Source organism: Leifsonia sp. RAF41, from assembly GCF_052114085.1.
In the GTDB taxonomy this organism is placed as follows: Bacteria; Actinomycetota; Actinomycetes; order Actinomycetales; family Microbacteriaceae; genus Leifsonia.
In genome coordinates this window covers 3,274,778-3,299,749 of sequence record NZ_JBFREB010000001.1, presented here as the reverse complement: position 1 = coordinate 3,299,749, position 24,972 = coordinate 3,274,778, and the positions used below count along the sequence as shown (strand labels likewise).

30 protein-coding genes are annotated in these 24,972 nt (G+C 69.1%); 24 read left to right on the top strand and 6 right to left on the bottom strand.

The window, feature by feature from the left end; all coding sequences use genetic code 11:
• Positions 1–83 precede the first annotated feature (83 nt).
• A complete protein-coding gene (locus tag AB4Y74_RS16020; protein ID WP_441800057.1) occupies positions 84–314 on the top strand; it encodes a hypothetical protein in 231 nt (76 codons plus the stop codon).
• Here the strand turns inward: AB4Y74_RS16020 and AB4Y74_RS16015 are convergent.
• Positions 311–958, bottom strand: a complete 648-nt coding sequence (locus tag AB4Y74_RS16015) for a response regulator (RefSeq protein ID WP_441800056.1) — start codon at positions 956–958, stop codon at positions 311–313. The two genes, AB4Y74_RS16020 and AB4Y74_RS16015, sit on opposite strands and share 4 nt — an antisense overlap.
• Complete coding sequence (locus AB4Y74_RS16010) at positions 951–1,361, bottom strand: response regulator (protein WP_441800055.1); 411 nt, start codon at positions 1,359–1,361, stop codon at positions 951–953. The genes AB4Y74_RS16015 and AB4Y74_RS16010 overlap by 8 nt, the downstream gene beginning before the upstream one ends.
• Positions 1,362–1,428: 67 nt before the next feature.
• Between AB4Y74_RS16010 and AB4Y74_RS16005 the strand changes: the two genes are divergently transcribed.
• From AB4Y74_RS16005 to AB4Y74_RS15950, 12 genes are all read left to right on the top strand, one after another.
• The gene (locus tag AB4Y74_RS16005) at positions 1,429–4,035 is read left to right on the top strand and encodes a PAS domain-containing hybrid sensor histidine kinase/response regulator (protein WP_441800054.1); all 2,607 of its coding nucleotides are present in this window, start codon (positions 1,429–1,431) and stop codon (positions 4,033–4,035) included.
• Positions 4,032–4,367: a hypothetical protein gene (locus tag AB4Y74_RS16000; protein WP_441800053.1), complete on the top strand. Its 336-nt coding sequence runs from the start codon at positions 4,032–4,034 to the stop codon at positions 4,365–4,367. Before AB4Y74_RS16005 ends, AB4Y74_RS16000 begins: the two co-directional genes overlap by 4 nt.
• A gap of 173 nt (positions 4,368–4,540) precedes the next feature.
• Positions 4,541–4,846, top strand: coding sequence for a hypothetical protein (locus tag AB4Y74_RS15995; RefSeq protein WP_441800052.1), 306 nt, complete (start codon positions 4,541–4,543; stop codon positions 4,844–4,846).
• 88 nt (positions 4,847–4,934) lie between these two features.
• Positions 4,935–5,408 carry a hypothetical protein gene (locus tag AB4Y74_RS15990; RefSeq protein WP_441800051.1) on the top strand — a complete coding sequence of 158 codons (474 nt, stop codon included), beginning with the start codon at positions 4,935–4,937 and terminating at the stop codon, positions 5,406–5,408.
• Entirely contained in the window at positions 5,405–6,637 is a 1,233-nt protein-coding gene (locus AB4Y74_RS15985) for an NRAMP family divalent metal transporter (RefSeq protein ID WP_441800050.1), read from the top strand. Before AB4Y74_RS15990 ends, AB4Y74_RS15985 begins: the two co-directional genes overlap by 4 nt.
• Positions 6,634–7,038, top strand: a complete 405-nt coding sequence (locus tag AB4Y74_RS15980) for a hypothetical protein (RefSeq protein WP_441800049.1) — start codon at positions 6,634–6,636, stop codon at positions 7,036–7,038. The genes AB4Y74_RS15985 and AB4Y74_RS15980 overlap by 4 nt, the downstream gene beginning before the upstream one ends.
• Entirely contained in the window at positions 7,025–7,366 is a 342-nt protein-coding gene (locus AB4Y74_RS15975; protein WP_441800048.1) for a PRC-barrel domain-containing protein, read from the top strand. The genes AB4Y74_RS15980 and AB4Y74_RS15975 overlap by 14 nt, the downstream gene beginning before the upstream one ends.
• A 72-nt stretch (positions 7,367–7,438) precedes the next feature.
• Positions 7,439–7,933: a DUF4383 domain-containing protein gene (locus tag AB4Y74_RS15970; RefSeq protein WP_441800047.1), complete on the top strand. Its 495-nt coding sequence runs from the start codon at positions 7,439–7,441 to the stop codon at positions 7,931–7,933.
• 17 nt (positions 7,934–7,950) lie between these two features.
• On the top strand, positions 7,951–8,904 hold the full coding sequence (locus AB4Y74_RS15965; RefSeq protein WP_441800046.1) for a glycosyltransferase: 954 nt from the start codon (positions 7,951–7,953) through the stop codon (positions 8,902–8,904).
• A gap of 67 nt (positions 8,905–8,971) precedes the next feature.
• Positions 8,972–10,009, top strand: coding sequence for an iron-containing redox enzyme family protein (locus tag AB4Y74_RS15960; protein WP_441800045.1), 1,038 nt, complete (start codon positions 8,972–8,974; stop codon positions 10,007–10,009).
• The gene (locus AB4Y74_RS15955) at positions 10,006–10,212 is read left to right on the top strand and encodes a CDGSH iron-sulfur domain-containing protein (protein ID WP_441800044.1); all 207 of its coding nucleotides are present in this window, start codon (positions 10,006–10,008) and stop codon (positions 10,210–10,212) included. Before AB4Y74_RS15960 ends, AB4Y74_RS15955 begins: the two co-directional genes overlap by 4 nt.
• Before the next feature lie 141 nt (positions 10,213–10,353).
• Positions 10,354–10,866, top strand: a complete 513-nt coding sequence (locus tag AB4Y74_RS15950; protein WP_441800043.1) for a DUF6328 family protein — start codon at positions 10,354–10,356, stop codon at positions 10,864–10,866.
• Positions 10,867–11,013: 147 nt separating this feature from the next.
• Here the strand turns inward: AB4Y74_RS15950 and AB4Y74_RS15945 are convergent, their stop codons facing one another.
• Positions 11,014–11,910, bottom strand: coding sequence for an SDR family oxidoreductase (locus AB4Y74_RS15945; protein WP_441800042.1), 897 nt, complete (start codon positions 11,908–11,910; stop codon positions 11,014–11,016).
• A 149-nt stretch (positions 11,911–12,059) separates the two neighbouring features.
• Between AB4Y74_RS15945 and AB4Y74_RS15940 the strand changes: the two genes are divergently transcribed.
• The 7 genes from AB4Y74_RS15940 to AB4Y74_RS15910 all read left to right on the top strand — a co-directional run bounded on the left by AB4Y74_RS15940 (position 12,060) and on the right by AB4Y74_RS15910 (position 19,663).
• Positions 12,060–13,061: an SIS domain-containing protein gene (locus tag AB4Y74_RS15940; RefSeq protein ID WP_441800041.1), complete on the top strand. Its 1,002-nt coding sequence runs from the start codon at positions 12,060–12,062 to the stop codon at positions 13,059–13,061.
• Between the two features lie 10 nt (positions 13,062–13,071).
• A complete protein-coding gene (locus AB4Y74_RS15935) occupies positions 13,072–13,992 on the top strand; it encodes a PfkB family carbohydrate kinase (protein ID WP_441800040.1) in 921 nt (306 codons plus the stop codon).
• A 34-nt stretch (positions 13,993–14,026) separates the two neighbouring features.
• A complete protein-coding gene (locus AB4Y74_RS15930; RefSeq protein WP_441800039.1) occupies positions 14,027–15,127 on the top strand; it encodes a LacI family DNA-binding transcriptional regulator in 1,101 nt (366 codons plus the stop codon).
• 238 nt (positions 15,128–15,365) lie between these two features.
• The gene (locus AB4Y74_RS15925; protein WP_441800038.1) at positions 15,366–16,688 is read left to right on the top strand and encodes an ABC transporter substrate-binding protein; all 1,323 of its coding nucleotides are present in this window, start codon (positions 15,366–15,368) and stop codon (positions 16,686–16,688) included.
• Complete coding sequence (locus tag AB4Y74_RS15920) at positions 16,685–17,665, top strand: carbohydrate ABC transporter permease (RefSeq protein ID WP_441800037.1); 981 nt, start codon at positions 16,685–16,687, stop codon at positions 17,663–17,665. Before AB4Y74_RS15925 ends, AB4Y74_RS15920 begins: the two co-directional genes overlap by 4 nt.
• On the top strand, positions 17,659–18,495 hold the full coding sequence (locus AB4Y74_RS15915) for a carbohydrate ABC transporter permease (protein WP_441800036.1): 837 nt from the start codon (positions 17,659–17,661) through the stop codon (positions 18,493–18,495). Before AB4Y74_RS15920 ends, AB4Y74_RS15915 begins: the two co-directional genes overlap by 7 nt.
• A gap of 4 nt (positions 18,496–18,499) precedes the next feature.
• Complete coding sequence (locus tag AB4Y74_RS15910; RefSeq protein WP_441800035.1) at positions 18,500–19,663, top strand: MFS transporter; 1,164 nt, start codon at positions 18,500–18,502, stop codon at positions 19,661–19,663.
• On the opposite strand, the gene AB4Y74_RS15905 is transcribed toward AB4Y74_RS15910, so the two are convergent.
• Genes AB4Y74_RS15905 through AB4Y74_RS15895 form a run of 3 tightly spaced genes read right to left on the bottom strand, consistent with a single transcriptional unit; the run spans position 19,649 to position 21,241 of the window.
• On the bottom strand, positions 19,649–20,611 hold the full coding sequence (locus AB4Y74_RS15905) for a helix-turn-helix transcriptional regulator (protein ID WP_441800034.1): 963 nt from the start codon (positions 20,609–20,611) through the stop codon (positions 19,649–19,651). The genes AB4Y74_RS15910 and AB4Y74_RS15905 overlap by 15 nt on opposite strands.
• 51 nt (positions 20,612–20,662) lie before the next feature.
• Complete coding sequence (locus AB4Y74_RS15900) at positions 20,663–20,836, bottom strand: hypothetical protein (RefSeq protein WP_441800033.1); 174 nt, start codon at positions 20,834–20,836, stop codon at positions 20,663–20,665.
• Positions 20,837–20,839: 3 nt separating this feature from the next.
• Positions 20,840–21,241: a ChaB family protein gene (locus AB4Y74_RS15895; protein WP_441800032.1), complete on the bottom strand. Its 402-nt coding sequence runs from the start codon at positions 21,239–21,241 to the stop codon at positions 20,840–20,842.
• 137 nt (positions 21,242–21,378) lie between these two features.
• On the opposite strand from AB4Y74_RS15895, the gene AB4Y74_RS15890 reads away from it, so the two are divergent.
• From AB4Y74_RS15890 to AB4Y74_RS15875, 4 genes are all read left to right on the top strand, one after another.
• Positions 21,379–22,143: an alpha/beta fold hydrolase gene (locus tag AB4Y74_RS15890; protein WP_441800031.1), complete on the top strand. Its 765-nt coding sequence runs from the start codon at positions 21,379–21,381 to the stop codon at positions 22,141–22,143.
• Positions 22,144–22,198: 55 nt separating this feature from the next.
• Positions 22,199–22,885, top strand: coding sequence for an esterase/lipase family protein (locus AB4Y74_RS15885; protein ID WP_441800030.1), 687 nt, complete (start codon positions 22,199–22,201; stop codon positions 22,883–22,885).
• Between the two features lie 130 nt (positions 22,886–23,015).
• Positions 23,016–23,390, top strand: coding sequence for an META domain-containing protein (locus AB4Y74_RS15880; protein ID WP_441800029.1), 375 nt, complete (start codon positions 23,016–23,018; stop codon positions 23,388–23,390).
• Positions 23,391–23,504: 114 nt separating this feature from the next.
• Positions 23,505–24,938 (top strand): glutamate decarboxylase, encoded by a 1,434-nt coding sequence (locus tag AB4Y74_RS15875; RefSeq protein WP_441800028.1) that lies wholly within the window; start codon positions 23,505–23,507, stop codon positions 24,936–24,938.
• The last annotated feature ends 34 nt before the right edge of the window (positions 24,939–24,972 follow it).

The following is a 24,972-nucleotide window of genomic DNA, read 5'->3' as shown; positions in this document are numbered from 1 at the left end:
CCGATCCTCCGTTCGCGCCGCGAACAGGGGTAGCGGGACTTCGGTGCCCGCGGGCGCATGATGGACGGGTCGGAAGGGGTGCCATGCGCGAGGCCTGCTGCCCGCAGTGCCGGGGCGTCGCGCGGCTGGTGCGCAACCCCTACTACGGCGCCGGTCTGGCGGTGCACGCCGATCTGCTGGTGTGCCAGGCGTGCGGGTACTCCGGTTTCGCCGACAACCCGGAGGAAGGCGGCTCGGCCGGTTTCGTCGACATCGCGGACGACGGGCCGCTCCGCCGCTTTCTGAGGAAGATCGCCAGTCGCCGACGCGGCTAGCGGATCCGCACCCGCCCCTGCTGCCACATCCGCGCCGCCGTCACGCGCGGGTTCGCCTGCTCATCCGCATCCACCCCGAGCGCCGTGTACAGGCGCGCGAGCATCGTCTCGACCGCACGAACGCTGGTGCCGCGCTCGACGGCGATCCGCCGGGTGGAGGCGCCGGATGCGACCAGGCGGAGCACCTCGGCCTGGGCGCGCGTGACGGTGCGGATGTCGCCGGCCGGTTCCGCGGTGTGGTGCTCGCCACCGACGATCGCGGCGTCGACCGCCGCGACCAGGACGTCAACATCCTTCACTTGTGACTTGACCAGGTAGACGACGGACGGAGGCAGGGTGTCGTCGCCGACCGCCAGCTGTGGCGACAGATGCGACGTGAGTACGACGAGGCCGACCCACGGGAGTTCACGGTGGACGCGCCAGAGTAGTTCGGCTCCGGAGTCGCCCCCGCCGAAGTCGAGGTCGGTGACGACCGCGTTGGGCTCCACCTGCAGGATGATGTTCCAGGCCTCGGCAGCGGTGACGGCCTGCGACGCCTCGATGCCCGTGGATCGGAGGGCGGACGCGACCATCGACGCAGTGAAGATGTCGTCGTCCGCGACGACGGCTCGCAGGGTGCGTGTTCGCGTGGAAATATCAGTCATTGTTTTCTGGCTCCTGGCCCTGGGTCACTGTCCCGGAGGTGGACGCCACGAGGCCCTCGACGGCGTCGAGGAGTTGGGTGAGGGGGATGGGCTTGGTCAGGTAGCCGATCCCGGTTCCGGCGAGCTCATCGGGTCGGGTCAAGGAGCCGCTCATGACCAGTATCGGTCGAGGGCTCCCGTCGGCCCGGCGACCGAGCAGGCTGATGCATTCGCTGAGCGAATACCCGGGGATGATCGCATCCACCAGTGCAGCGGCGGGATCGCCCTCGCGGGCGGCCGCGCGCGGGTCGCCTGAGGCGGTCACCCGGTAGCCGTGGCGGGTGAGAGCCGCGTCCAGCGTGAGCCGGATCAGCGGGTCGTCGTCGACGACGAGGATGCTCACGTCTCTCCCACCCCTGTTCATGGCGGTCAGTGTAGGCCGCCCTCTCCGCCTACAATCCCTCCATGCCCCACCCGAACCGGATGCCGCGATGACGACCGCATCCGAAGCGCTGCGTCTGAACGGCCTGGACGCTCTGTTCCACGGCCACCCGGACGGTGTGTGCGTGGTCGACGTGGCGGGGACGTTCGTCGAGTGCAACACGGCGCTGGTCGAGCTGACAGGCTATTCTGCGGAGGACTTGGACGGGATGACGTTCTCGCGGCTCCTGCATCCCGACGACGTGGACGCGACCATGGCGCGGTTCCGGGAGACGGTCGGCGGTGAGAATCGGCGCTACGTGACCCGGATCGTGACTCCCGACGGAGCCGTCCGCCCGTTGGATGTGACGATCATCCCGCTGCGCGGCGACGACGACGAGGTGGCCGCCGTGCTGGCCATCGCCCGCGACATCGGCGACGTGGAGCGGTCGGCGGCCGAAGCGGCGGGCAACGAGGCCCTCGTCCGCATGGCCGCGCGCATCGCCGGGTTCGCCGGCTGGTTCGTCGACGTGGAGACCGGCCGGATCGAGTGGAGCGAGGGCCTGTTCCGCCTGCTCGGGATGGAGCCGGGCCGGGTCCCGGTGGACGCGGAGGCCCTCGCACTGTTCGAGCCGCAGGACCGCAGCGCGGTGTGGCATGCGTTCGAGCGGACGATCCAGCACGGTGATCCGCTGGATCTGCACGCGACCGTCGTCGACGCCTCCGGGCGAAGGATGCACGTCCACCTCGTCGGTGAGCCGGAGCGGGACGAGAAGGGTGCCATCGTCCGCGTCCACGGCGCCTTCCACGACGTCACCGCACTGGTACGGCACCGCGAGGAGCAGCGAGCGATGGCCCGGCTGCTGAGGAGCTCCCTCGACCAGGTGCACGACGCCATCGGATTCGTCGACCGGGAGTGGCGGTTCACCTTCGCCAACTCGTGGGCTCTCCAGCTGGCGGGGATCGACGAGCGACGACTGCGCGACCACACGCTCTGGGAGATGTTCCCGAGCTCGCTGGGGAGCCCGTTCGAGAAGATCTACCGGGACGCGATGGACAACGCCACCGTGGGCACCGCTCGGGCGTTCGTACCCGACTGGGGCTGCTGGTTCGAGGTGGACGCTCATCCCACCGAGGAAGGCATCGCGATCATCGTCCGCGATGTCACCGACGATCAGCTGGCCCGCGAGAAGCTGGAGGAGTACACCCGGCGGGTGGCGTCGCAGGCGGCTCTGCTGGACGCCGCGCGCGACGCGATCATCGTCCGCGATCTCCAGGGCGTCGTGCGCTACTGGAACGGCGGGGCGGAGACGATCTACGGCATCTCTGCTGAGGAGGCGGTCGGGCGGTCGATCCGTGAGCTGCTGTACGACGACCCGCGGGAGTTCGACGACGCCGCCGCGGCCCTGCTCCGTGACGGCTTCTGGGTGGGCGAGCTGCGGCAGCGCCGTGCCGATGGCTCCCTGATCGTCGCGGACTGCCGCTGGCAGCTGTCCCGCGGGGAGGACGGTCAGGTGACGGTCTTCGCGGTGAACTCGGATATCACCGAGCAGCGGCTCGAGCAGGAGCGGCGCATCCGTGCCCAGCGGCTCGAGAGCCTGGGGACGCTCGCGGGCGGAATCGCGCACGACCTTAACAACGTGCTCACGCCCATCCTGATGTCGGTTCAACTGCTGCGCCAGGACGAGCAGGATGCCCGCAAGCGCGACATGCTGGACGCCCTGGACGCCGCAGCTCAGCGCGGCGCCGCGATGATCCGTCAGGTGCTCTCGTTCGCGCGCGGCTCGCAGGGCAGGCGCGGGCCGGTGGATGTGGTCGCGCTGCTCGGCGAGGTGGGGCGGTTCTGTGCCGAGACCCTGCCGAAGTCGATCGACCTCCGGGTGGAGTGCCCGGCGAGTCTGCCTTCCGTCTCGGGCGATGAGACCGAGCTGTTCCAGGTACTCGTCAACCTGGTGACGAACGCACGCGACGCGATGCCGGACGGGGGTGTCCTCACGATCAGCGCGAGCGAGCGGGACGGCGTCATCCGTCTCGCCGTCGGTGATACCGGTTGCGGGATGGACGAGGCGACGACCGCTCACATCCTGGAGCCGTTCTTCACGACCAAGGAGAGCGGCACGGGGCTCGGGCTGCCGACATCCGCGGCGATCGTCAAGGCGCACGGCGGCGAGCTGGACATCCAGACCACGGTCGGTGCGGGGACGACGATCGGCTTCGACGTGCCCGCGGTCACCGTGGCGGACGCCTGGACGCACCGGGAGGAGGCACCGGTGCCCGGTCCGGGACGCGGCCGTCGCGTGCTCGTCGTGGACGACGAGGCGGCCATCTGCGAGCTGGTGAGGCAGACGCTCGACCAGCGCGGGTTCGTCACAGAAGTGGCGCAAGGTCGCGAAGCGCTCGAACTCCTCACCCAGGGGCGGCGGTTCGACGCCGTCCTCACCGACGTGATGATGCCGGGCGTCCAGGGCGACGCCATCGCGCGTCGCCTCGCGGCGGAGCAGCCGCACGCGGCGGTCGTGCTGATGAGCGGGATGCTCCCCGGGCCGGGGCCGCGTGCCGCGGTCGAACGGAACGGGGCGCACTTCCTGGCGAAGCCGTTCACTCCTGCGACGTTGCTGGCGACGCTGGATGCGGCCCTCGCCGGCCGAGCGTCGTCGGGTGACGAGGGGCCCGGGTGACGGAACCGGACAGGGCACTCCTGGGCGTGCTGGAGCCAGCGCTCCGCGAGGCGATCGCCGCACTCTCGGCGCCTCAGCTGGACGTGCTCGAGCGCGCGAGGGTTTCCGCCCTGCTCGCGTCGGCGGCCGAGGAGGCGCAGAGGCTGCTGGGCGAGCTCGCGCGAGATCCGCGCATCCACCGCATCGTCGGCGCAGCGTCCTCGGCGGCGATGGCTCTCTCGCTGGCGGACGGCATCGTCCCGCTGGCCGAGGTGAGCGGGAGCCTTCAGGGGGGCCTGCGCCTGCTTGCGGCGGGATCCTGGCCACCCGAAGACCAGGATCCCGCCGAGTAGGTCGCGGCTGCGCCGACCGGGGACCGGGGGGGGGAACGGGGCGGCGCAGGTACACGACGGATCGATCATCCAAGCCGCCGCGAGCAGAACGCAATGGCGTCGAGGCGGTTCTATGCGCTCCGCGAACAGAGAAAATAGATGACGAGAGCGCTCTCCTGTGTCAGGCTTCAGACATGAAGGAATCTCACGGTGCCGAATTCGCGGAGCCGGCGTCCGTTCATGGGCCGGGCCGCGCGCCGGCGGGGATGCCTCTCACCATTCGTCTGGGCGAGCGGGAGTACGCAGCGCTGGTGAGGATCGCCCGCTCCCGCGAGACCACCGCAGCGACCCTGGTGGAGCAGCTCGTCCTTCATGCGCTCAGCAAGACCGAGGTGCCGCCGCCGGCGGACTCCCACCCGGCTCGCCGTCACACGACCTACGAAGAGGCGACAGCGGGCTTCAGCCGCGACGAGCCCGCCCACACCGCACCGGATATGTAGCGGCGGGGGACGCAAGGCGGCTGGGGCGCTCGCGTAGTTGCGCTAGCGCCACTGTCGACATACTCCCAGCGGGCGTACAGTCCCCGACGTGATCCGTCGACGGCCCGTGCAGCGCGCTGCGACGCTGCTGCTCGCCGGCGCTCTCGCCGGCGGGCTCACCAGCGCCCTCGCGGGGTGCTCCGCAGACGACGCCGCGCGCGGGAGTCTCTCCCAGTCGGCCGGAACGGCGGCTGCGACGGCGCGCTCCGCCGGGCTGGTGCTGGGTCTCCAGGAGAACGACCGTCTGATCGGAACCGTCCTCGACACGGGGCTCAGCGACGCCGCCGACAGCCTGGCACAGGAGGCGCAGACTGTCGCCACGATGACAGCCGGCGGAGGCGTCGGCGCCCGCCGCGACAGCGTGCTCGTCGACATCCGTGCGGCACAGGATGCGGTCACGTCGGCGCAGCGGGCCGTGGCCGCCGGCCGAGACGCGGGCCGTGCGCTCGATCGGCAGCGTCGCGAGCTCGACCGCCTCGCGGCCGAGCTCGACACGGCCTCCAAGCGGCTGGAAAGCCGGTGAAGGCGCTCTTCGCCGTCGCGCTCGGCGTCCTCACGGCGATCGGAGGCTTCGTCGACATCGGTGACCTCGTCACCAGCAGCGTCGTCGGCTCCCGCTTCGGACTGACGCTGACCTGGGTGGTCATCGTTGGCGTCATCGGCATCTGCCTGTTCGCCCAGATGTCCGGACGCGTTGCCGCGGTCAGCGGGCGCGCGACCTTCGAGATCATCCGCGAGCGTCTCGGTGCGCGCATGGCCCTTGCGAACTTGTCGGCGTCGTTCCTGATCAACCTGCTCACACTGGCGGCGGAGGTCGGCGGCATCGCCCTGGCCCTTCAGCTCGCCTCGAGCATCGCGCCGGTGCTGTGGTTCCCGGTGGCGGCGTTCGCGGTGTGGCTCGTGGTCTGGCGCGTGAAGTTCTCCATTCTCGAGAACGTCACCGGGATGCTCGGGCTCGCCCTCGTCGTCTTCGCCGTCGCGCTGTTCGCCCTGCATCCCGACTGGTCGTCGCTCGGTTCCCAGGTGCTGTTCCAGCCGTCTCCGCACACCGACGAGTCGGCCGGCACGTACTGGTATTACGCGGTCGCCCTGTTCGGCGCGGCGATGACGCCGTACGAGGTGTTCTTCTTCTCCTCCGGTGCGATCGAGGAGAAGTGGAAGACCAAGGACCTCGCACAGTCCCGCATCAATGTGCTCGTCGGCTTCCCGCTCGGCGGTCTGCTGACCCTGTCGATCGCCGCGTGCGCCGCCGTCGTGCTTCTGCCGAAGGGCATCGCGGTGGAATCGCTGTTCGAGACCGCGCTGCCGGTGGCCCAGGCGCTCGGCAAGGTCGGACTCATCGTCGCCATCCTCGGTTTCGTCGCGGCCACGTTCGGCGCAGCGCTGGAGGTGACGCTGTCGAGCGGCTACACCATCGCCCAGTTCTTCGGCTGGCCCTGGGGCAAGTTCCGGCGTCCGGCGTCGGCTTCGCGGTTCCACGTGGTGATCATCCTGTCGCTCGTGGTCGCGCTCGGCATCCTGTTCACGGGCGTCGACCCGGTGCAGGTCACCGAGTTCTCGGTCGTCTTCTCGGCCATCGCCCTGCCGCTCACCTACCTGCCGATCCTCATCGTCGCCAACGACCCGAAATACATGGGCGACAATGTGAACGGCCGGGTGACCAACTTCTTCGGGCTCATCTACCTCGGCATCATCCTGCTGGCGTCGATCGCCGCCATCCCCCTCATGATCGTGACGGGAGCAGGCGCATGACAGATCGCCGCAACCTCCCCGCGCCGCCACCCGTCGCCGGGCGCGTCCTCGACGCCGGGCTCGACCTCCTCGACCGGCAGATCCTCGACCCGAAGGGCGTGCCCGTCAGTACGGTCGACGACGTGGAGCTGACGACGCCGGACGACCCGGCCCACCTGGACCCCCAGAGGGCGCCGGTCATCTCGGCGCTGCTCACCGGTCCCATCCTGCTGACCCGCGTGTTCGGCGGTCGGCTGCCGGATTCGCGGTTCATCCGCATCCCCTGGGCCGTCGTCTCCGACCCGGACATCGTCGTCAGGGTCGGGGTCGATGCCGACTCGCTCGACGCGAGCTGGACCGAGCGGTGGATGCGCGACCACATCATCGCCCGCATACCGGGAGGCCGCCATGATCCTGAGTGACCTGCTGGGCAGTCCGGTGCTCGCTGCGTCCGGCGAGCGGCTGGGCCAGGTGGTGGACGCCCGGTTCGTCCTCGACGGTCCGCCGGACGGCATGCTGGCGGCAGCGCGACTGCATGGCCTGGTGGTGAGTCCCCACGCCCACAGCTCGTTCGACGGTTACGAGCGGACCGGGGTGGATGCGCCGGCGCTCATCGCGCGCTTCCTGCGCTGGCGGGCGCGCGGCTCCTTCCTGGTGCTGTGGACGGATCTGGAGTCGTTCACCGACGAGCTCCGTCTCCGCGCCGGTGCGACGCTCTACTCACCCCGGCTCAGTGAATCCGAGGTTTGATCGACGTTTTGTCAAGCCCTCCCCTCGAACCCACAGCGCGGGTTGCGTGGATCGCGACGGAAAGGAGTCATTATGACCACCGCACACCCCTCCGACCGGAGTTCCGCCGACCGTGACGACCACCGCTATGCGGAAACCGCTCTTCAGAAGGCCGCGCTCATCTCGGAGATCGTCTTCCTCGTCGTCGGTCTCGCCGGCTTCATCCCCGGGCTGACGACCAACTACAGCGAGCTGTCGTTCGCGGGACACGACTCCGGGGCGCTGCTGCTGGGCATCTTCCAGGTCTCGGTGCTGCACAATCTGGTGCACCTGCTCTACGGCGTGGCGGGTCTCGCGTTCGCCCGGTCGCGGAAGGGGTCGCGCAACTTCCTGATCTTCGGTGGGATCATCTACGCCGTCATCTGGGTGTATGGCCTGTTCTTCAGCGGTGACCACCCGGCGAACTTCGTGCCCGTGAACAGCGCCGACAACTGGCTCCACCTGTTCCTGGCCGTGGCGATGATCCTGCTCGGCATCTTCCTCAGCCCGCGCATGCCCAGGGTCGATCGGCCCATGGCGCGCGGGTGACGGGGCGAGGAAGTCGTGTGACGGTCGATGCGGAATACGTCCTGCCGCTGCGCTGGCAGGACGACGAGGGCCTCGCTGAACTGATCGACTACCTCACCGGTCTCCGCGAGCTGGTCGACATCACGGTGGTCGACGGGTCGGATCCCGAGCTCTTCACGGCGCACGCCGGCGCGCTGCCGCCGGGCGTGCGCCACCTCCCGGTCGAGCCGCGGCCCGGGCGCAACGGCAAGGTCGCCGGCGTCATGACCGGCATCCACACGGCACGCCACGACCGCGTCGTCATCGCGGACGACGACGTGCGCTACGACGAGGGTGCACTGCGGGCGGTGGTCGGGATGCTCGACGCAGCCGACCTGGTGCGCCCGCAGAACGTCTTCATCCCGGCTCCCTGGCACGCCCGCTGGGACACCGGGCGCAGCCTCCTGAATCGCGCCCTCGGGCACGACTACCCGGGGACGCTCGCGGTCCGGCGGCGCGTGGTGGTGGATGCGGGCGGGTACGACGGCGACGTGCTGTTCGAGAACCTGGAGCTGATCCGCACCGTGCTGGCGATCGGCGGAACGGTCATCGCGGCGGACCACATCGGGGTCGCCCGTCGTCCTCCGGAGCTTCGGCACTTCCTGCGCCAGCGGGTGCGGCAGGCATACGACGACTTCGCGCAGCCGGCGCGGCTGATCGCCGAACTGGCCCTGCTGCCGCTCGTGCTCGCGTCGCTCCGCCGCCCGCGGCGCATCATCGCCGGGGTGGTCGCCGTTGTCGCGCTCGCCGAAGTCGGGCGCCGCCGCGCGGGTGGCCGGCTGCTCTTCCCGCCGACGGCCGCGCTCTGGGCTCCCGCGTGGCTCGCGGAGCGCGCCGTCTGCGTCTGGTTCGCCGTTGGAGCCCGGATCCGCGGAGGTGTCCGCTATTCGGACGGCCGCCTGCTGCGCGCCGCCACCCCGCTGCGCATCCTCCGTCGTCGCCTCCGCCGCTGACGGCAGCACACATGCGGTGCAGGGGCAAGCGCTTGACGGGTTGCTGTCGCCCAGGTTTTCTCGAGGTATGACACCACGCATCACCCCGCGGGGGCCGGTGAGCGAGGCGCTGCTGGAGGCGCTGTCGGTCCTTCCGTCCGCTGCCTCCGATACGGTCGACCGCTTCTCCGGCCGGGCCGCGGAAGCCCTGCAGGCGCAGCCCGACCTCCTCACCGATGACGACCTCCAGCTGACCCTCTACGTGCTCTACGGCCTCCACTACGGCGACACCGTCGACGCCGACGACGAGTGGGAGTGGCATCCCGAACTCCTCCGCACCCGCCGCAGTATCGAGCGCGCGTTCGAGCGGCAGCTGCGCGACCGCGTGCCGGTCGGCGAGCTGCCCGAGCCGACCGCCGACGCCGTCGCCGCCTACCTTTTCGACCTCACGTCGGAGGACGCCGGACCGAGCCTCTCCCGCTTCCTCGCCAAGAAGGCGACCGAGGAGCAGGCGGTCGAGTTCGTCATCCAGCGCTCCATCTACACGCGCAAGGAGGCGGACCCGCACTCCTGGGCCATCCCCCGCCTGACCGGGCGTGCGAAGGCCGCGCTCGTCGAGGTCCAGTCCGACGAGTACGGCGCCGGCCGGCCGGACCGCATCCACGCGGAGATCTTCGGCCGCACCATGCGCAACCTCGGTCTGGACGACAGCTACGGCGCCTACGTGGACAACGTTCCCGCGATCACCCTCGCGTCGTTCACGATGATGTCGATGTTCGGCCTGAACCGCAGCCTCCGCGGCGCCATCACCGGCCACCTGGCCGCATTCGAGATGACTTCGTCGATCCCGAACCGGTTCTACGGCAACGGCTTCCGCCGCCTCGGCTACGACGACGACGTCACCTGGTACTACGACGAGCACGTCGAAGCGGATGCGGTGCACGAGCAGATCGCCGGTCGCGACCTGGCCGGGGGACTGGCGGAGCAGCATCCCGAACTCCTGCCCGACATCGTCTTCGGCGCGGCCGCCTGTCTCTACGTCGACGGCCTCGCCGGCCTGCACATGCTGGAGAGCTTCGAGGCGGGACGCAGCTCGCTGCGCCACCCGGTGGCGGTGCCCGCATGACCGGGCACGCGGAGCAGCCGGTCATCGTCGCCTGCCCCGACGGCCCCCTGCTCGTCCGGGGCGACATCGACCTGACGACCCCGGACGGGACCCCGATCGAGCAGCACCGCCGTACGGTGGCGCTGTGCCGGTGCGGGATCTCGACCATCAAGCCGTTCTGCGACGGCAGCCATAAAGCGGTGCACTTCCGCACCGACACCTAGACAGGAGCGCACATGTCCGACGCCACAAACACCGAAGGCGACCGCCACGACGACGACACCGTGACCGAGCAGCAGATCATCGACAAGCCCTCGCAGGCCGAGGGCGACGAGGGCGACTCCGACGCGGGATAGGGTTCCTGCATGACGACGGAAGACGGTCTCGATGTCAGCCCGGGTGACGGTCGCAGCGAGACGTCCACGCAGCGCGCCGACCGCAACTGGAACGAGCTGCTGCAGGAGTTCCGGGTGCTGCAGACCGGCACGCAGATCCTGGCGGCGTTCCTGCTGACGTTGCCCTTCCAGCAGCGGTTCACCCAGCTGGACCCGTTCGATGTCGGCGTCTACCTGGTGCTCGTGTTCCTGGCTGTCATCGTCACGCTGCTGGCGCTCTCGCCGGTGAGCCTGCACCGGCTCCTCTTCCGTCAGCGGGCGAAAGCCGAACTGGTCGGGCTCAGCAGCATCATCCTCATCGTCTGCCTGGCAGCCGCATCCTTGCTGTTCACCGGGATCGTGCTGTTCATCATGGACTTCCTGCTGGCACCGCCCGCCGGGATGATCGCGGCGGGCTGCGTCTTCGTGGTGCTCCTGGTCATCTGGGTGATCCTCCCCCTGGCTGTCCGCCGCCAGCACCGCCGCCACCCCGCCACCCCCTGACGCCTGCGCCCCTGCCTCCCGCACCCCCCGCACCCCTGCACCCGCGCCGGTGCAGGAGATTCGGCCGGCGAACCGCCCGAATCTCCCGCACGACTGCCAATCGAAGGAGATTCGCAACCCGATCTCCTTCGATAACGAGCACGCCGGCTACGGCGTCGGCATGCCGCCGGTGACCGCGAGTGTCTCGCCGAGCACGTAGCTCGACTCGGGCGACGCCAGGAAGACGTATGCCGGCGCCAATTCGGCGGGCTGGCCCGCACGGCCGATCGGCGTCTCGAGCCCGAACTCCGGGATCGCCTCCGGAAGCTGTCCCTTGCTGACCTGCAGCGGCGTCCAGATGGGGCCGGGAGCGACCGCATTCACGCGGATGCCCTTCGGCGCGAGTTGCTGCGCCAGAGCCTTCGTGAAAGCGTTGATGGCCGCCTTGGTCGTCGCGTAGTCGACCAGCTGCTCGCCCGGCTGGTAGGCCTGGATCGACGTCGTGTTGATGATCGTCGCACCGGCCGGCAAGTGCGGCAGGGCGGCGCGGGTCAGCCAGAACATCGCGTAGATGTTCGTCTTCATGGTGTGGTCGAACTGCTCGTCGTTGATGTCGGTCAGACTCTCTTGAGCGATCTGCTTGCCCGCATTGTTGACGAGGATGTCGATCCCGCCCAGCTCGTCGAGGGCGCGCGTGACGACTTCGTCGCTGAAGGCGCGCTCCTTGAGGTCGCCGGGGATGGTGACAGCGGTGCGTCCCGCATCCCGGATCAGGCCGGCGATGCGCTGGGCGTCCTCCTCCTCGTCCGGAAGGTAGACGATCGCGACGTCGGCACCTTCGCGCGCGAACGCGATGGCGGCGGCGGCGCCGATCCCGGAGTCGCCTCCGGTGACGATCGCCTTGCGCCCGGTCAGGCGGCCGGATCCGACGTAGCTCTTCTCGCCCAGGTCCGCGGCGGGCTGCAGGTCGCTCTCCAGGCCCGGCTCCGGCACCTGCTTCTCGTCGGGCTTGATGGTGGGGTAACGGTCAACGGGGTTGTCGAAGGTGAACTGGTTTTCTGGCATGCCTCCACGCAATCACTGCGCGCGTGCGCGTCCAGGGGGATGCATCCCGCGCTCTCCGGGAGTAACGCCGCTTGCGTCCGGTCGTGCCCTGTGCCAGCATTGAGACGAATTGATACCGGTACCAAAAACGGATCGGTGGAGGGAGACACATGCTGGGCTTCAACGAAGAGGAATACCTGGAGCAGGTGCGGAGCACCGTCGCGCTCCGACCGCAGATCGAGGAGCTGGCCGAGCGCGTCAGCGCCGGCCGCTGGAAGAACATCTACTTCATCGGCGCGGGCGGAACCTACGCCGCTGCGCTGCCGTACGAGCGCTTCTTCCAGACGCACTCCGCGTTCCCGGTCCGCGCCGTCATCGGCAAAGAGTTCATGCTCGCGCCGGACCCGCAGTTCGGTCCGGACTCGGTCGCGATCTTCGCGTCCGTCTCGGGCACGACCGAAGACATCCTCGAGTGCGTCGAGTTCGCCCGCGAGAAGGGAGCGCTGACCATCGGGTTCACCGGCTACCCCGAGAGCCCGATCGCGTCCGCCGTCGACGAGGTGCTCCTGTCGGCACCCAAGGCGTGGCCGTTCGACGTGCAGTTCCTCACCTTCGCGGCCAAGTTCCTGTCGCTGCGCGGCGAGTTCGACGGCTACGACCGCCTGGTGAAGGACCTCGAGGCCCTCCCTGAGGCACTCATCGCCGTCACCGAGCAGGCCGACCCCATCGGACAGGCGTTCGCCGAGAAGCACGCCGACAACGACTACCACTTCCTCACCGGAGCGGGTCAGCTGTGGGGTTTCACCTACCTGTACTCGATGTGCATCCTCGAAGAGATGCAGTGGCTGAAGACCACGCGCGTGCACGCCGCCGAGTTCTTCCACGGCTCGCTCGAGCTCATCGAGAAGGACACCAGCATCATCGTGTTCGCCGGCGAGGATGAGACCCGCCCGCTCACCGACCGCGTCATCGCGTTCTCGAAGGAGTACAGCGACGACGTCACCGTGATCGACACCAAGGACTACGCGCTGCCGGGTGTGAGCGACGAGTTCCGCGGCGTCCTGGCTCCGATCGTGGTGGACGCGGTCGTCGATCGCTTCAGCAAGCACCTCGCGAAGGTGCGCGACCACTCGCTCGACCTGCGTCGCTACTACCGCGTCGTGGCGTACTGAGCGGCGACCGATGAGCACGGTGCGCGTCCTCGGTCTCGGGGACAACATCGTCGACCGCTTCGTCGACCGTGGGGTGGAGTATCCGGGAGGGAACGCCGTGAATGTCGCGGTGTTCGCCCGGCAGCTCGGCGCCGATGCGGCGTACCTGGGGGTCTTCGGCGACGATGAGCAGGGGCGCTTCGTGCGGCAGGCCATCGAGGACTGCGGGGTCGACACCTCGCGGTCCTCGGTGCGCCCGGGTCCCAACGGCGTGACCGAGATCGAGACGGTGGACGGGGAGCGGCGCTTCCTCGGCTGGAACCAGGGCGGGGTCACCATCAGCGACCCCGTGCGCCTCGGCGAGGAGGACCTGCGCTACGCATCCGGTTTCTCGCTGGTGCACTCGAGCGCGTACTCCGGCATCATCCCGGAGCTGCCGAAGCTGGCATCGACGCGGATACTGCGCTCGTACGACTTCTCGTCGGAGCCCGAGTACCGCACGAGTGAGTACTTGGAGTCTGTCGGCCCGTGGATCGACCTGGCCCTGGTCTCGCTCGGCGGACTCTCGCGCACGGACACCTGGGCGGAGTTGCGGCGCATCGCATCGCACGGCCCCTCGCTGGTTCTGGGGACACTGGGGGATGAGGGGGCCGTGCTGTTCGACGGCGATGCGTACTACTACTCCGATGCGGCGCCGGTGCCCGGTCCGTTCGTCGACACCATGGGATGCGGCGACGCGTACGTGAGCGCGTTCGTGGTTGAATTGCTCCGATCCGGCTGGCGCAGGAATGCGCGGGCCGGTGGCGCCGCAGTGCATCGGTCGATGCGGCGGGCGGCGCAGTTCGCCGCCCTCCAGTGCACGGTCGAGGGAGCGTTCGGTCACGGCCGAGCGCTCGACGAGTCGGTGCGGGTCGGCTCGCTCCCACAGGTTTCGGCGGGCGACGCGAGCTAGGGCGGAGGTCGCCCCGGATCAGGAAGGGGTGGCCATGTCCACAGAGCGGGACCACCGCATCCCCTCGCCGACGATCTCAGAGGTGGCGGCCGCGGCCGGCGTCGGCCGCGCGACCGTCGCCCGGACCCTCGGCGGCTACGGGTCGGTGAGCGCGAAGACGCGCGATCGGATCCTGGCCGTCGCGAAGGAGCTCGGGTACCGTCCGAATTCCATCGCCCGGAGCATGACCACCGGTGAGACGCGCACCCTCGGCGTGGTGCTGGCCGATGTCGGCAACCCGTTCTTCGCCGGTGTGCTGCGCGGGATCAGCGACGCCGCCCGCAAGGCCGACTACGACGTGCTCGTGCTGAGCACCGACGAGGATCTGCAGCTGGAGGCGGCCGCCATCGAGGTGCTCGTGGACAAGCAGGTCGACGGGATCGCCCTGGCGCCGGCGGCCGGACGCAGTGCGTCACTGCCCCATCTCGACATCGTCGCCAAGCGGGAGATCCCGCTGGTCCTCCTCGACCGCCTGGTGGACACGGTGGACGCCGACGCGGTCGTCATCAACAATCGGGAGTCGTCCCGGCAGGCCGTGATGTCGCTGATCGAGAAGGGGCACACGCGGATCGCGTTCGTGTGGGGCCCCGTCACGAACGAGCCGGCGGCCGGGGCGGACGATCTCCGCCGCATCCTCGACCACGCCCTCTGGAGCGACGGCGAGCGTCTGCTCGGGTACCTGGAGGCGCTCGAGCTTGCGGGCATCCCCTTCGACACGTCGCTGGTGACGCACGTGCTGAAGAACGAATCGCAGGCGACGCGGGCGGTGCTCGGGATGCTGTCGCTCTCCGACCCGCCGACCGCGATCTTCGCCACCGAGACGGACGCGCTCACCGGCTCCCTGCGCGCGCTGCGGCAGCGGGGGCTGCGCTGCCCGGAGGACGTCTCGCTGATCGGCTTCGACGACAGCTCCTGGGCGAGCGTCATGACGCCGCCGATGTCGGTGGTCGCCCAGCCGATGCACCAACTCGGCGAACTGACCGCCGAGTGCCTGCTCGCGCGCGTCGCGGGCAGCGAGGCGCCGGTCGCCACCCACGTCCTCGAGGCCGACCTCATCGAGCGCGACTCCGTCGCTCCCCCGCCCACGCGCCCCTAGCCCCGCCCCCTCCCTCCACGATTTGCGCCAAATCGCGGTTATGGCGCGCGTATAACCGCGATTTGGCGCAAATCGCGGAACCGCACCGTTCGGCGCTCGCGAACGCACGTGATTGGTCAGTGTTGATACCGGTACCAAAATCCCGTATAGTCATCGCAACCGGTCGCTGGACGGCCGGGATGACGATCCAAAGACGGGTCAGCGGACGAACCCGACCGCACGACCCGCACGACGGGAGATGAGCGTGAACAAGAGCAGGACCATCACGGCAGCGGCGGCGGGTGTCATGGCGCTCGCGCTCACCGCGTGCTCGTCCGGCGGCGGAGCATCCGCCGACATCACCGCCAAGCCGGACTACTCCGGCAGCATCAGCATCCTGACCGCAGCGGCGGGCGACCCGCTGGGCTCGTACTTCGAGAACCTGGTCAAGGACTACAAGAAGCTCCACCCCGACGTGAAGATCACGCTGGCGCAGGAGACGGACGACAACGCGATCAAGGACAAGGAGAAGGTCCTGATCGGGTCGCAGTCGCTCCCCGACATCTACTTCAGCTATGCCGGCAACTGGGGCGAGAACTTCGCCGCCAACGGCCTGGCCGTCGACCTCAGTTCAGTCATCGCCCCCGGCACCACGTGGGGCGACACCTTCGGCGAGGGATCGGTGAACGCCTTCAAGTACGACGGCAAGTACTACGGCATCCCGCAGTACGTCGACGGCAAGTTCATGGGCTACAACAAGAAGGTCTTCTCCGACCTCGGCCTCGACGTGCCGAAGTCGCTCGACGAGCTGATCTCCGACTGCTCGACGATCAAAGACGCCGGCTACGTGCCCATCGCGTTCGGCAACAAGGACGGCTGGCCTGGCCTGCACTACCTCGGCCAGCTCCTCGCCTACGACGTCCCGCAGAAGACGCTCGAGGCCGACCTCGTGCCGTCGACCGCGAAGTACACCGACGACGGGTACATCCAGGCCATGAAGGAGTTCCAGGAGCTGGTCACCCAGTGCACCGGCGACGCTTCGAACTCCAACGGCGTCACCTACACCACCGCCCAGCAGCAGCAGGGCACCGGCAAGGCGGCCATGTACTACCAGGAGCTCATCGAGTTCGACTCCGTGAACACCGCGGACAGCCAGCTCAACAAGGACGGCTTCGGCATCTTCCAGCTGCCTGCTGCCGAAGGCGCGAAAGGCGACACCGCGACCCTCGAGGCTGCTCCCGAGGGGTACATGATCAACAAGAAGAGCAAGAACGCCGCTCTCGCCCTCGACTTCATGAAGTTCGTCATGAACAAGAAGAACGCGACGACGCTCTCCTCCCCGCCCTACGGTCAGCCGAGCGCGGTGAAGGATGTGGTCACCGACCAGATCGCGACGCCAGCCGTCGCCGAGGGCACCAAGCTGGTGAACGACGCGAAGTCGACCGTCGTGTGGCTCGACATGGCCAACGTCCCGAGCGTCGGCGACGCGTGGGTCTCCGTCTCCGAGGGCCTCGTCTCCGGCAGCCTCACCCCCGAGGCCGCGCTGAAGGCCGTGCGACAGGCGTCCGAGAAGGCGAAATGACCACCACCCAGGCACCCCAGGCTCCCGTACGGCCGCGGCTCGACCGCGGCCGTACGGCCCCGGCCCCGGGGGACGTCGCCCCGAAGGCGGCCAAGCGGGGTGCCGGGCGCTGGCGCGGACTGGTCTGGCTCGTCCCGGCCCTGGCCGTGCTCGCCGTCTTCGTCTACTGGCCGCTCCTCCAGAACGTCGTCTTCAGCTTCCTGAAGTGGAACATCTACAGCGGCGAGCAGACGTTCGTCGGCGTGGACAACTACACCAAGCTCGCCCAGGACCCGGTGTTCTGGCAGGCACTCGGCAACAACGCCTGGTACGCGGGCATCTCGATCGTGTTCCAGGTCTTCGGCGCGCTCGTGCTCGCCGCCATCGTCGAGAGCGTCCGCAGCGAGCGCTGGCGCAAAGCGTTCCGGGCCATCTACTTCATCCCGTCGGCGATCTCACTGACCGTCGCTGGCCTGCTCTTCTACTTCATCTACCAGCCGCAGACCGGCCTGCTGAACGTCTTCCTCGACAACCTCGGCCTCGGCCAGTTCTCGCAGGCGTGGCTCGGGCACGAGGGCACGGCGATCTTCGCGATCATCGCGATGAGCCAGTGGCAGGGCTTCGGCTACAGCGTCCTGCTGTTCTCGGTGGCGCTGCAGCGCATCCCGCAGGAACTGTACGAGGCGGCGAACCTCGACGGCGTCGGCCCGATCCGCCGCTTCTTCCAGGTCTCGCTGCCGCTGGTGCGCGAGATGACCGGCCTCATGATGATCGTCACGATCTCCGGCGCCTTCCAGGTGTTCAACGAGGTCATGGTGATGACGAGCGGCGGACCGAACAACTCCAGCCAGGTGCTCGGAACGTGGCTGTACCACGCCGGGTTCGTGACCAACGACTTCGGATCGGCGGCCGCGATCGGCGTCGCCATCTTCGTCATCACCCTGCTGCTCGCTGCGGCTCAGCTCGGCTACTCGCGCAAGAGGAGAGTGGAATGGTAGTCCTCGCCCGTCTCGGCCACGGCGTCCGGGTCGCTCTCATGTGGGCGCTGCTGATCGCGCTGGCCGTCCTCGTCCTCTATCCGCTGCTGTGGATGGTGACCAACGCCCTGAAGACGAACGCCGAGCTGTTCGGCAACCCGTTCGCCCTCCCGAGCGAGTGGCTCTGGCGGAACTTCGGCAAGGCCTGGAATCAGGGCGTCGGAGACTTCGTGTTCACGAGCGTCTCGCTGACCGTCCTCGCCACGCTGATCACCGAGCTGATCAGCGCCTGGGCCGCGTACGGACTGACCCGGGTGAACATCCCGCTGAACCGTACCTTCACGGTGATCGTGCTGGCCGGCCTGATGCTGGCGCCGACCGTCGCGCTGATCCCGCTGGTGAAGCTGTTCCAGGCGTGGGGTCTGTACGACACGTTCTTCGGGCTGCTCATCCTGTACACGGCGTTCCGCATCCCCTTCACCGTCTTCCTGATGCGGGCTTACATGCTCGACCTTCCGCGGGAGGTGGATGAGGCGGCCTCGATCGACGGCGCCTCGCGCGCAGCGACGTTCTGGCGGATCATCCTGCCGATGAGCATGCCGATCGTGGCGACGACCATCGTGCTGAACGTGCTGCAGAACTGGAACGAGTACCTGTTCGCGATGATCTTCACGAGCGGCACGGGCGTGCAGACGTTGCCGGTGGGCCTCGCCGACATGATGTCGAAGAACGGCACGCAATACCCGGTGGTCTTCGCCGGGATGGTCATGGCGGCCCTGCCGATGGTGATCCTGTTCTTCCTGTGCCAGCGCTACTTCGTGCGCGGTCTCGCCGGCGGCGTGGGCAAGTAGCGGGGTGCGGACGTACCTGGAGCTCGTCCGCGTCCCCGGCGTCCTGCGCGTCACCGTCTCGCAACTGGTGGCGCGCTTCCCGCTCGGGATGCTGTCGCTGGCCGTCCTGCTGCATGTACGGCACGCGACCGGGTCGTATGCGCTCGCCGGCCTGGTGGTCGCGTGCGTGAGTGTGGGCGAGGCGGTCGCGATGCCGCTGGTGAGCCGTTCGGTTGGCGTACTGGGCATCCGGCCACCGGTATTGGCCGCCGCGCTGCTGAATGCGACCGGGATGCTGCTCCTGGCGTTCGGTCCGCCGCAGCCGGTGCTCCTGCTCGCGCTGGGGGTGATGATCGGGGCGTCCGTGCCTCCGCTCATGCCCGTCGTGCGCGCGCTGTATCCGAGGCTCGTGCCGCGGCGGACGGTGCCCGCCCTGTTCGCGCTCGACACCTCAGCTCAGGAGCTCATCTGGATCACCGGTCCTATCGCGGCGACGCTCCTCAGCGGCGCGGTGTCGACGCAGGCGCCGCTCGTGCTCGCCGCCGGCGTAACCCTCGGCGGCACCGTCTGGTTCGTGTTGACCCCGCACATCGCGGGCGTTCGGCTGCCGCGCAGTGAGACGCGGCCGGGGATCGTCCTGCTCACCCGGGCGGTGCGGCTGGCGGCCGCAGCCAGCTGTGCGCTGATCGCGTCTTTCGCGGCGCTGGAGATCGCTCTCGTAGCCCGGTTCGACGGCAACAGCGTGTTCGCCGGGCTGGCGATCGCCGTCTCGAGCCTGGGTTCGCTGATCGGCGGGATCGCGTTCGGGCACCGCCGGATCGGCCCGCGTGGGCTCGCCGGCATCCTCGGCGGCGTCGCCGTCGCGACCGCCGCGGCCGGTCTCGTCCCGGGCATCCCGCTGCTCTACGGGGTGCTGTTCCTGTCGGGCCTCGGCTTCGCGCCGTCGCTCGCGGCCCTCTACGCCCTGGTGTCGGAGGCGCTGCCGGAGTCGTCCACGCCCGAGGCGTTCGGCTGGCTGAACACCGCGGGCCTGATCGGCGCGGCGACCGGCACCGCCGTCGCCGGCGTGCTCGGGGATGCGCTCGGCGCGGCAGGCCCCTTCATCGCTGCCACCGTCGCCTCCGTCGTCGCCGCCCTGCTGCCGATCACCCCAGGCCTTCGGCCGAAACGCGCGTTACCGCCGGCCTGACCCGGACCTCACCCGGTCGAGCGTCGTCGCGGGAGACTCGCCGTACTCGGACCGATAACGCCGGGAGAAGCGGTCGAGGTCGGCGAACCCCCAGCGCGCGGCCAGGTCGGTGAGATCGGTCGATGCGGCGTCCGACGCCAGCAGGTCGGTCTGCGCCGCGGAGAGCCGCGCCCGGAGGAGGTAGTCGCGCGCCGTCGTCCCCTGATGCGCCCGGAACGCCGCGTTCAGCTGGGTGATGGTCGTACCCGCTGCCCCGGCGATGTCCGTGACCGTGATCGGCAGCGAGGCATGGTCGTCGATGAATTGGCGGGCGAGTCGATGCGTCTGCACGAGACCTGCAGGTGTCAGGGGCCGTTCGCGCGGGTCGGTGCTCAGGCGGAAGGACTGCAGCGCCGACATCGACAGAGAATGGAACAGGCTTGCGCGAACCAGCGGGTGGCGCATCGTGCCCGACTCCATGTACTCCGCCGCCACGGTCGCGGCGGTCATCATGTACTCCGCGTGGCGCGGGCCGGCGGTCTCGGCCGAGTCGAATACGACCGGACCCTCATGCCCGAACGCTGTGCGTGCCACATCACCGAGGATCTCCGGCGAGAGGAAGATGTTGACGACGTCGCTGTTCTCCGCGTAGCAGGTGAAGTCGTGTCCCGGGCGGATGAGGAAGGGCGCGCGCCTCCCGACACCGTGCTCCCCGTCGATGTCCCAGCGGTAGGGGCCGCTGCGGACGTTGACGATCACGAGGTCGTCGAAGTCGCCCGACGTCTCCCACTCACCGCCGATTCTGTAACGGGCGACCGAGAACGCCGAGTCGATGACCTGCTCGACCTCGAACGAGAAATCGGTCTGCGGGAGCGTGGCGAAAGCGAACCGCCCACCGGCGGCAGCCATAGCCGCATCGGCCTCCTCCGGGTCGGAGGTGTGGCTGTGCAGGCGCGTGAGATCAGCCATCGGGCCACGCTATCGCGAGCGTCTGACAGTCACGCGAGTGGGGCTCGTCGGTCAGTCGGCGTGGCCCAGCACATGGACCGGGATGCCGAACGACAGCGCGATGCAGAGAATCCCGGCGAAGAAAACCAGGCCCTGCCATGCGGGAAGCGTGTCGGCCAGGCCGAGGAGGAAGATGCCCACCAGGAACAGCAGGAAGCACAGGATGAACGCGATCACATCGCCCATGGGTCAGCTCTTCTTTCGTTTAGCGGCAGTCTCGCGGCGGTTCGCACGCTTGATCTCGTCGATCAGTTCGTCCTTGGTCATCCGGCTGCGGCCCGAGATGTCGAGCCGCTTGGCGATGTCGAGCAGGTGCGCTTTGGAGGCGTTCGCGTCGACACCCTCCTCGGTGGGGGCATCGGTGTCCCGGCCGCCGGCGGCCTTGCGGTCTGAGGGACCGTTCTCGGCCTTCCGCTCCCAGTGGTCGCCGACCTTCTCGTACTCGTGCTTGAGCGCTGAGAATGCCGTCCGGTGGGCGCGCTCGCCTTCGCCATACTCCTTCACCGCCGAGTCGTGCGCCTTCGACCAGAGGGCCCGCGCGTGCTTGTCGGACCGCTCGAGGGTGGAGGGGAGCTCCTCTGATGCGGGCATGATCCTGTCGTACTCCTTCCGCTGCCGGTGGGGCTAGTACTTCTCCACAGCTACGCCTCTCCGTCAGGTTTTCAACGGGTCGGCCGCGCACGGCGGCCGTTCCGATCGTTCGACGGGAACCGGGATACCGTGGGGGAGTGATCGACGACCGTGACGCCTCGCCGAAACTCGACGCTGTCGTCACGGTCGATACCGCCGACACGGTCGACACGGTCGGGCCGCCGCGACCGGTTTTCGTGCTGGTGCACGGCATCGGCGTCAGTTCGCGGTACTTCGAGCGGCTCGTGCCGGCGCTCGCCGAAGAGGGGCGCGTCATCGCCGTCGACCTCCCGGGGTTCGGTAAGGCGAAGCCGATACGGCCGAAGCTGGGCCTTTCGATCGAGGAGTTCGCGGACTCGGTCGCACGGGCGATGGATCGGCTCGGCGTGTCGGATGCTGTCGTCGTCGGGCACTCCATGGGCGCGCAGGTCGCCGTCTCCCTCGCCGACCGGCGGCCGGATCTCGTCCGTGGGATCGCACTGCTCGGACCGGTCATGGCCCCTCAGGACCGCAACGCCATCAAGGCCGCCGCGCTGCTGGGGCTCGACATCTTCCGGGAGGATGCGCGCGGCAACCGCATCGTCGTCGGCGACTACCTGCACTGCGGCGTCCGCTGGTACCTTGCGACCGTGCCGGCCATGCTCACCTTCCGCACCGAGCGCGAGTTGGAGAACACCCGCGTCCCGGTTGTCGTGGTCCGCGGCGGCCGCGACCCGATCGCGCGCGACGACTGGGTCGCCCGGCTCGCGGAAGCCACCCGCGGTGCCGGCGAGGTCGTTCCCGGCGTCGCGCACCTGGTCATGCACGGGGCGCCGTGGCGCACCGCCGCGCTCATCGCCGGGCTCGTGAAGGTTCCGTCGTGACCTGTTCCGCGACGACGAGTGCCCTGACGACGCGTGCCGGGATGAGGGCGCCGGGATGAGGCGGACGCTCCTGCGCCGCGCCGGGGTCATCGTCCTCGACTACGTCTACGCGGGCCGCCACCAGCTGCGTGCGGTGTTCGACCGCGGCACGCCCGAGTCGCTGGTCGCGGGCGAAGGCGACCGCGCGCCGGTCGTGCTGCTGCCCGGCATCTACGAGACGTGGCGCTTCCTCCGTCCGCTGGCCGACCACATCCACGCGTCCGGGCACCCGGTGCACGTGGTCACCGCGTTGGAGCGGAACCGCATGTCGGTGCCGGAGGCTGCCGCACTGGTCACCCGGCATCTGCAGGAGCACGACCTCGAAGGCGTCGTCATCGTCGCGCACAGCAAGGGGGGACTGGTCGCCAAGTACCTGATGGGCATGCCCGACTCGGGCCCGCGGATCCGCTCGGCCGTGACGGTCGCCACCCCATTCGCGGGTTCGAGTCTGGCGCGGCTCATCCCCGTCCCGGCCATCCGCGCCCTCATGCCGAACACCCCTGGGCTCGTGCGGCTGGCGCTGAGCCGGGCAGTGAATGCGCAGATCGTCTCGGTCTGGGGATGGTTCGACCCCCACGTCCCGGAAGGCAGCCGCCTCGAAGGCGCCCGCAACATCGAGCTCGACGTCGGCGGCCACTTCCGTATCCTGGCCCGGCCGGAGCTGCTCGCGGTGGTGGATGAGGTGCTCGCCCCCGCGGACTGACCCCGTGCCGCGCCCCACCCGGAATGCAGGAGAATCGGTCGGTGGCGCCCCGAAACTCCTCCGATTGAGCGCCCACTGTCGCCGCGCCGAACGCCGGCGCTACGCTTCGGGCCAACGACCGGGAGGGATCATGCTGCAAAATCGCCGAATCCACCGCACCGCCGCCGTACTCGCGGCGATCCTGCTGCTCGCGGGCTGCGCCGGCACCCCGAGCGGGGCGGCCGTCGTCGGCCGGTGGGGCTCCACGTCGTCCGGTCAGCCCAACCTCGACATCCAGAGCGACGGCACTTTCTCCGGCACCGACGGCTGCAACCGCCTCAGCGGGCAGGGTCAGATCGACGGTGACGAGATCACGTTCGGGTCGATCGCATCCACGATGATGGCCTGCGAGGGCGTCGACACCTGGCTGAGCAAGGCCGCGACCGGGAACGTCTCAGGCGACTCCATGACCGTTCTGGATGACGGCGGCAGCACCATCGGGACGCTGAAGCGTTCGGGTTCCTGACCCGAGGTCACTGTCTAGCGCGGCCGAATGCTCCGTGATTAGCGTGTGCCCTGCCACGCCTGGAACGGCACACCCGGCGCGGCGGGACCAGGTGCCGTCGGAGGAGTCACGCTCATGACCATTGCAGAGTCGAAGGGACGGTCGTCGGCCGGGCAGCCGCCCACGACCGCGTACACAGGGATCAGCGACCGGACCCAGCTCAACCCGATCTTCGCCCGGCCGGGAGAGGACAGCGACCTGCCGGTCGACCGCATCCCGGACCGGGAGTCGCTGCCGGAGACCGCGTACCAGATCGTGCACGACGAATCGATGCTCGACGGCAATGCGCGCCTCAACCTGGCGACCTTCGTGGGCACGTGGATGGACGACCACGCGGCCCGCCTCTACGCCGAGTCGGCCGACAAGAACATGATCGACAAGGACGAGTACCCGCAGACCGCCGCCATCGAGACGCGCTGCTGGAAGATCATCGCCGGCCTGTGGAACGCCCCCGATCCGGAGCTGGCGATCGGAACCTCCACCATCGGTTCGTCGGAGGCGTGCATGCTCGGCGGCCTCGCGCTGAAGCGCCGCTGGCAGCAGGCGCGCCGGGCCGAGGGCAAGCCGACCGACAAGCCGAATCTGGTGATGTCGAGCGCCGTGCAGGTGTGCTGGGAGAAGTTCTGCAACTACTGGGATGTGGAAGCCCGCTACGTGCCGATCAGCGACGAGCACAAGGTGCTCGACGGCAACGACCTCGAGAAGTACGTCGACGAGAACACGATCGGTGTCGTCGCGATCATGGGCGTCACCTACACCGGGATGTACGAGCCGGTGGAGCAGATCTCCGCGGCGCTCGACCGCATCCAGGCCGACACCGGGCTGGACGTCAAGATCCACGTCGACGGAGCATCCGGCGGGATGATCGCCCCCTTCCTGCAGAAGGACCTCGCGTGGGACTTCCGGGTCGACCGCGTCGTCTCGATCAGCACCTCCGCCCACAAGTACGGCCTCGTGTACCCCGGCCTCGGCTGGGTCGTGTGGCGCACCGCGGCCGACCTCCCGGCCGACCTGGTCTTCGACGTGACGTACCTGGGCGGTCACATGCCGACCTTCGCCCTCAACTTCTCGCGGCCGGGCGCGCAGGTGCTGCTGCAGTACTACCTGTTCCTTCGGCTGGGATGGGATGGGTACTACCGCGTGCAGAAGGCGTCGCAGGATGTGGCGCTCTACCTCTCCGGCGAGATCGCCAAGATGCCCGCCTTCGAACTGTGGAACGACGGCTCGGACATCCCCGTGTTCGCGTGGCAGCTGAAGAAGGGCCACACCGACAACTGGACGCTGTACCACCTGTCCGAGCGGCTCCGCCTGAAGGGCTGGCTCATCCCGGCCTACCCCATGCCGGACGACCTCGCCGACCTGACCGTGCAGCGCATCGTCGTGCGCAACGGACTCAGCCGCAACCTGGCCGAGTCGCTCGTCCTCGACATCCGCGAGGCTGTCGACTACCTGGACCGGCTCGAGAGTCCGATGCCGGGCGAGGTCCAGGCGAGCTCCTTCACCCACTGACCGCACTCCGGGCGGACGGCAGATCCGGCGCAGT

Coding starts and splice junctions, on each gene's coding strand:
- AB4Y74_RS15875 (WP_441800028.1), top strand. CDS start 23,505: ATGACCATTGCAGAGTCGAAGGGACGGTCGTCGGCCGGGCAGCCGCCC.
- AB4Y74_RS16010 (WP_441800055.1), bottom strand. CDS start 1,361: ATGAACAGGGGTGGGAGAGACGTGAGCATCCTCGTCGTCGACGACGAC.
- AB4Y74_RS15995 (WP_441800052.1), top strand. CDS start 4,541: ATGAAGGAATCTCACGGTGCCGAATTCGCGGAGCCGGCGTCCGTTCAT.
- AB4Y74_RS15960 (WP_441800045.1), top strand. CDS start 8,972: ATGACACCACGCATCACCCCGCGGGGGCCGGTGAGCGAGGCGCTGCTG.
- AB4Y74_RS15950 (WP_441800043.1), top strand. CDS start 10,354: ATGACGACGGAAGACGGTCTCGATGTCAGCCCGGGTGACGGTCGCAGC.
- AB4Y74_RS15930 (WP_441800039.1), top strand. CDS start 14,027: ATGTCCACAGAGCGGGACCACCGCATCCCCTCGCCGACGATCTCAGAG.
- AB4Y74_RS15935 (WP_441800040.1), top strand. CDS start 13,072: ATGAGCACGGTGCGCGTCCTCGGTCTCGGGGACAACATCGTCGACCGC.
- AB4Y74_RS15975 (WP_441800048.1), top strand. CDS start 7,025: ATGATCCTGAGTGACCTGCTGGGCAGTCCGGTGCTCGCTGCGTCCGGC.
- AB4Y74_RS15955 (WP_441800044.1), top strand. CDS start 10,006: ATGACCGGGCACGCGGAGCAGCCGGTCATCGTCGCCTGCCCCGACGGC.
- AB4Y74_RS15925 (WP_441800038.1), top strand. CDS start 15,366: ATGAGCGTGAACAAGAGCAGGACCATCACGGCAGCGGCGGCGGGTGTC.
- AB4Y74_RS15970 (WP_441800047.1), top strand. CDS start 7,439: ATGACCACCGCACACCCCTCCGACCGGAGTTCCGCCGACCGTGACGAC.
- AB4Y74_RS15980 (WP_441800049.1), top strand. CDS start 6,634: ATGACAGATCGCCGCAACCTCCCCGCGCCGCCACCCGTCGCCGGGCGC.
- AB4Y74_RS15940 (WP_441800041.1), top strand. CDS start 12,060: ATGCTGGGCTTCAACGAAGAGGAATACCTGGAGCAGGTGCGGAGCACC.
- AB4Y74_RS16020 (WP_441800057.1), top strand. CDS start 84: ATGCGCGAGGCCTGCTGCCCGCAGTGCCGGGGCGTCGCGCGGCTGGTG.
- AB4Y74_RS16005 (WP_441800054.1), top strand. CDS start 1,429: ATGACGACCGCATCCGAAGCGCTGCGTCTGAACGGCCTGGACGCTCTG.
- AB4Y74_RS15895 (WP_441800032.1), bottom strand. CDS start 21,241: ATGCCCGCATCAGAGGAGCTCCCCTCCACCCTCGAGCGGTCCGACAAG.
- AB4Y74_RS15885 (WP_441800030.1), top strand. CDS start 22,199: ATGAGGCGGACGCTCCTGCGCCGCGCCGGGGTCATCGTCCTCGACTAC.
- AB4Y74_RS15945 (WP_441800042.1), bottom strand. CDS start 11,910: ATGCCAGAAAACCAGTTCACCTTCGACAACCCCGTTGACCGTTACCCC.
- AB4Y74_RS15880 (WP_441800029.1), top strand. CDS start 23,016: ATGCTGCAAAATCGCCGAATCCACCGCACCGCCGCCGTACTCGCGGCG.
- AB4Y74_RS15900 (WP_441800033.1), bottom strand. CDS start 20,836: ATGGGCGATGTGATCGCGTTCATCCTGTGCTTCCTGCTGTTCCTGGTG.
- AB4Y74_RS15905 (WP_441800034.1), bottom strand. CDS start 20,611: ATGGCTGATCTCACGCGCCTGCACAGCCACACCTCCGACCCGGAGGAG.
- AB4Y74_RS16015 (WP_441800056.1), bottom strand. CDS start 958: ATGACTGATATTTCCACGCGAACACGCACCCTGCGAGCCGTCGTCGCG.
- AB4Y74_RS15915 (WP_441800036.1), top strand. CDS start 17,659: ATGGTAGTCCTCGCCCGTCTCGGCCACGGCGTCCGGGTCGCTCTCATG.
- AB4Y74_RS15920 (WP_441800037.1), top strand. CDS start 16,685: ATGACCACCACCCAGGCACCCCAGGCTCCCGTACGGCCGCGGCTCGAC.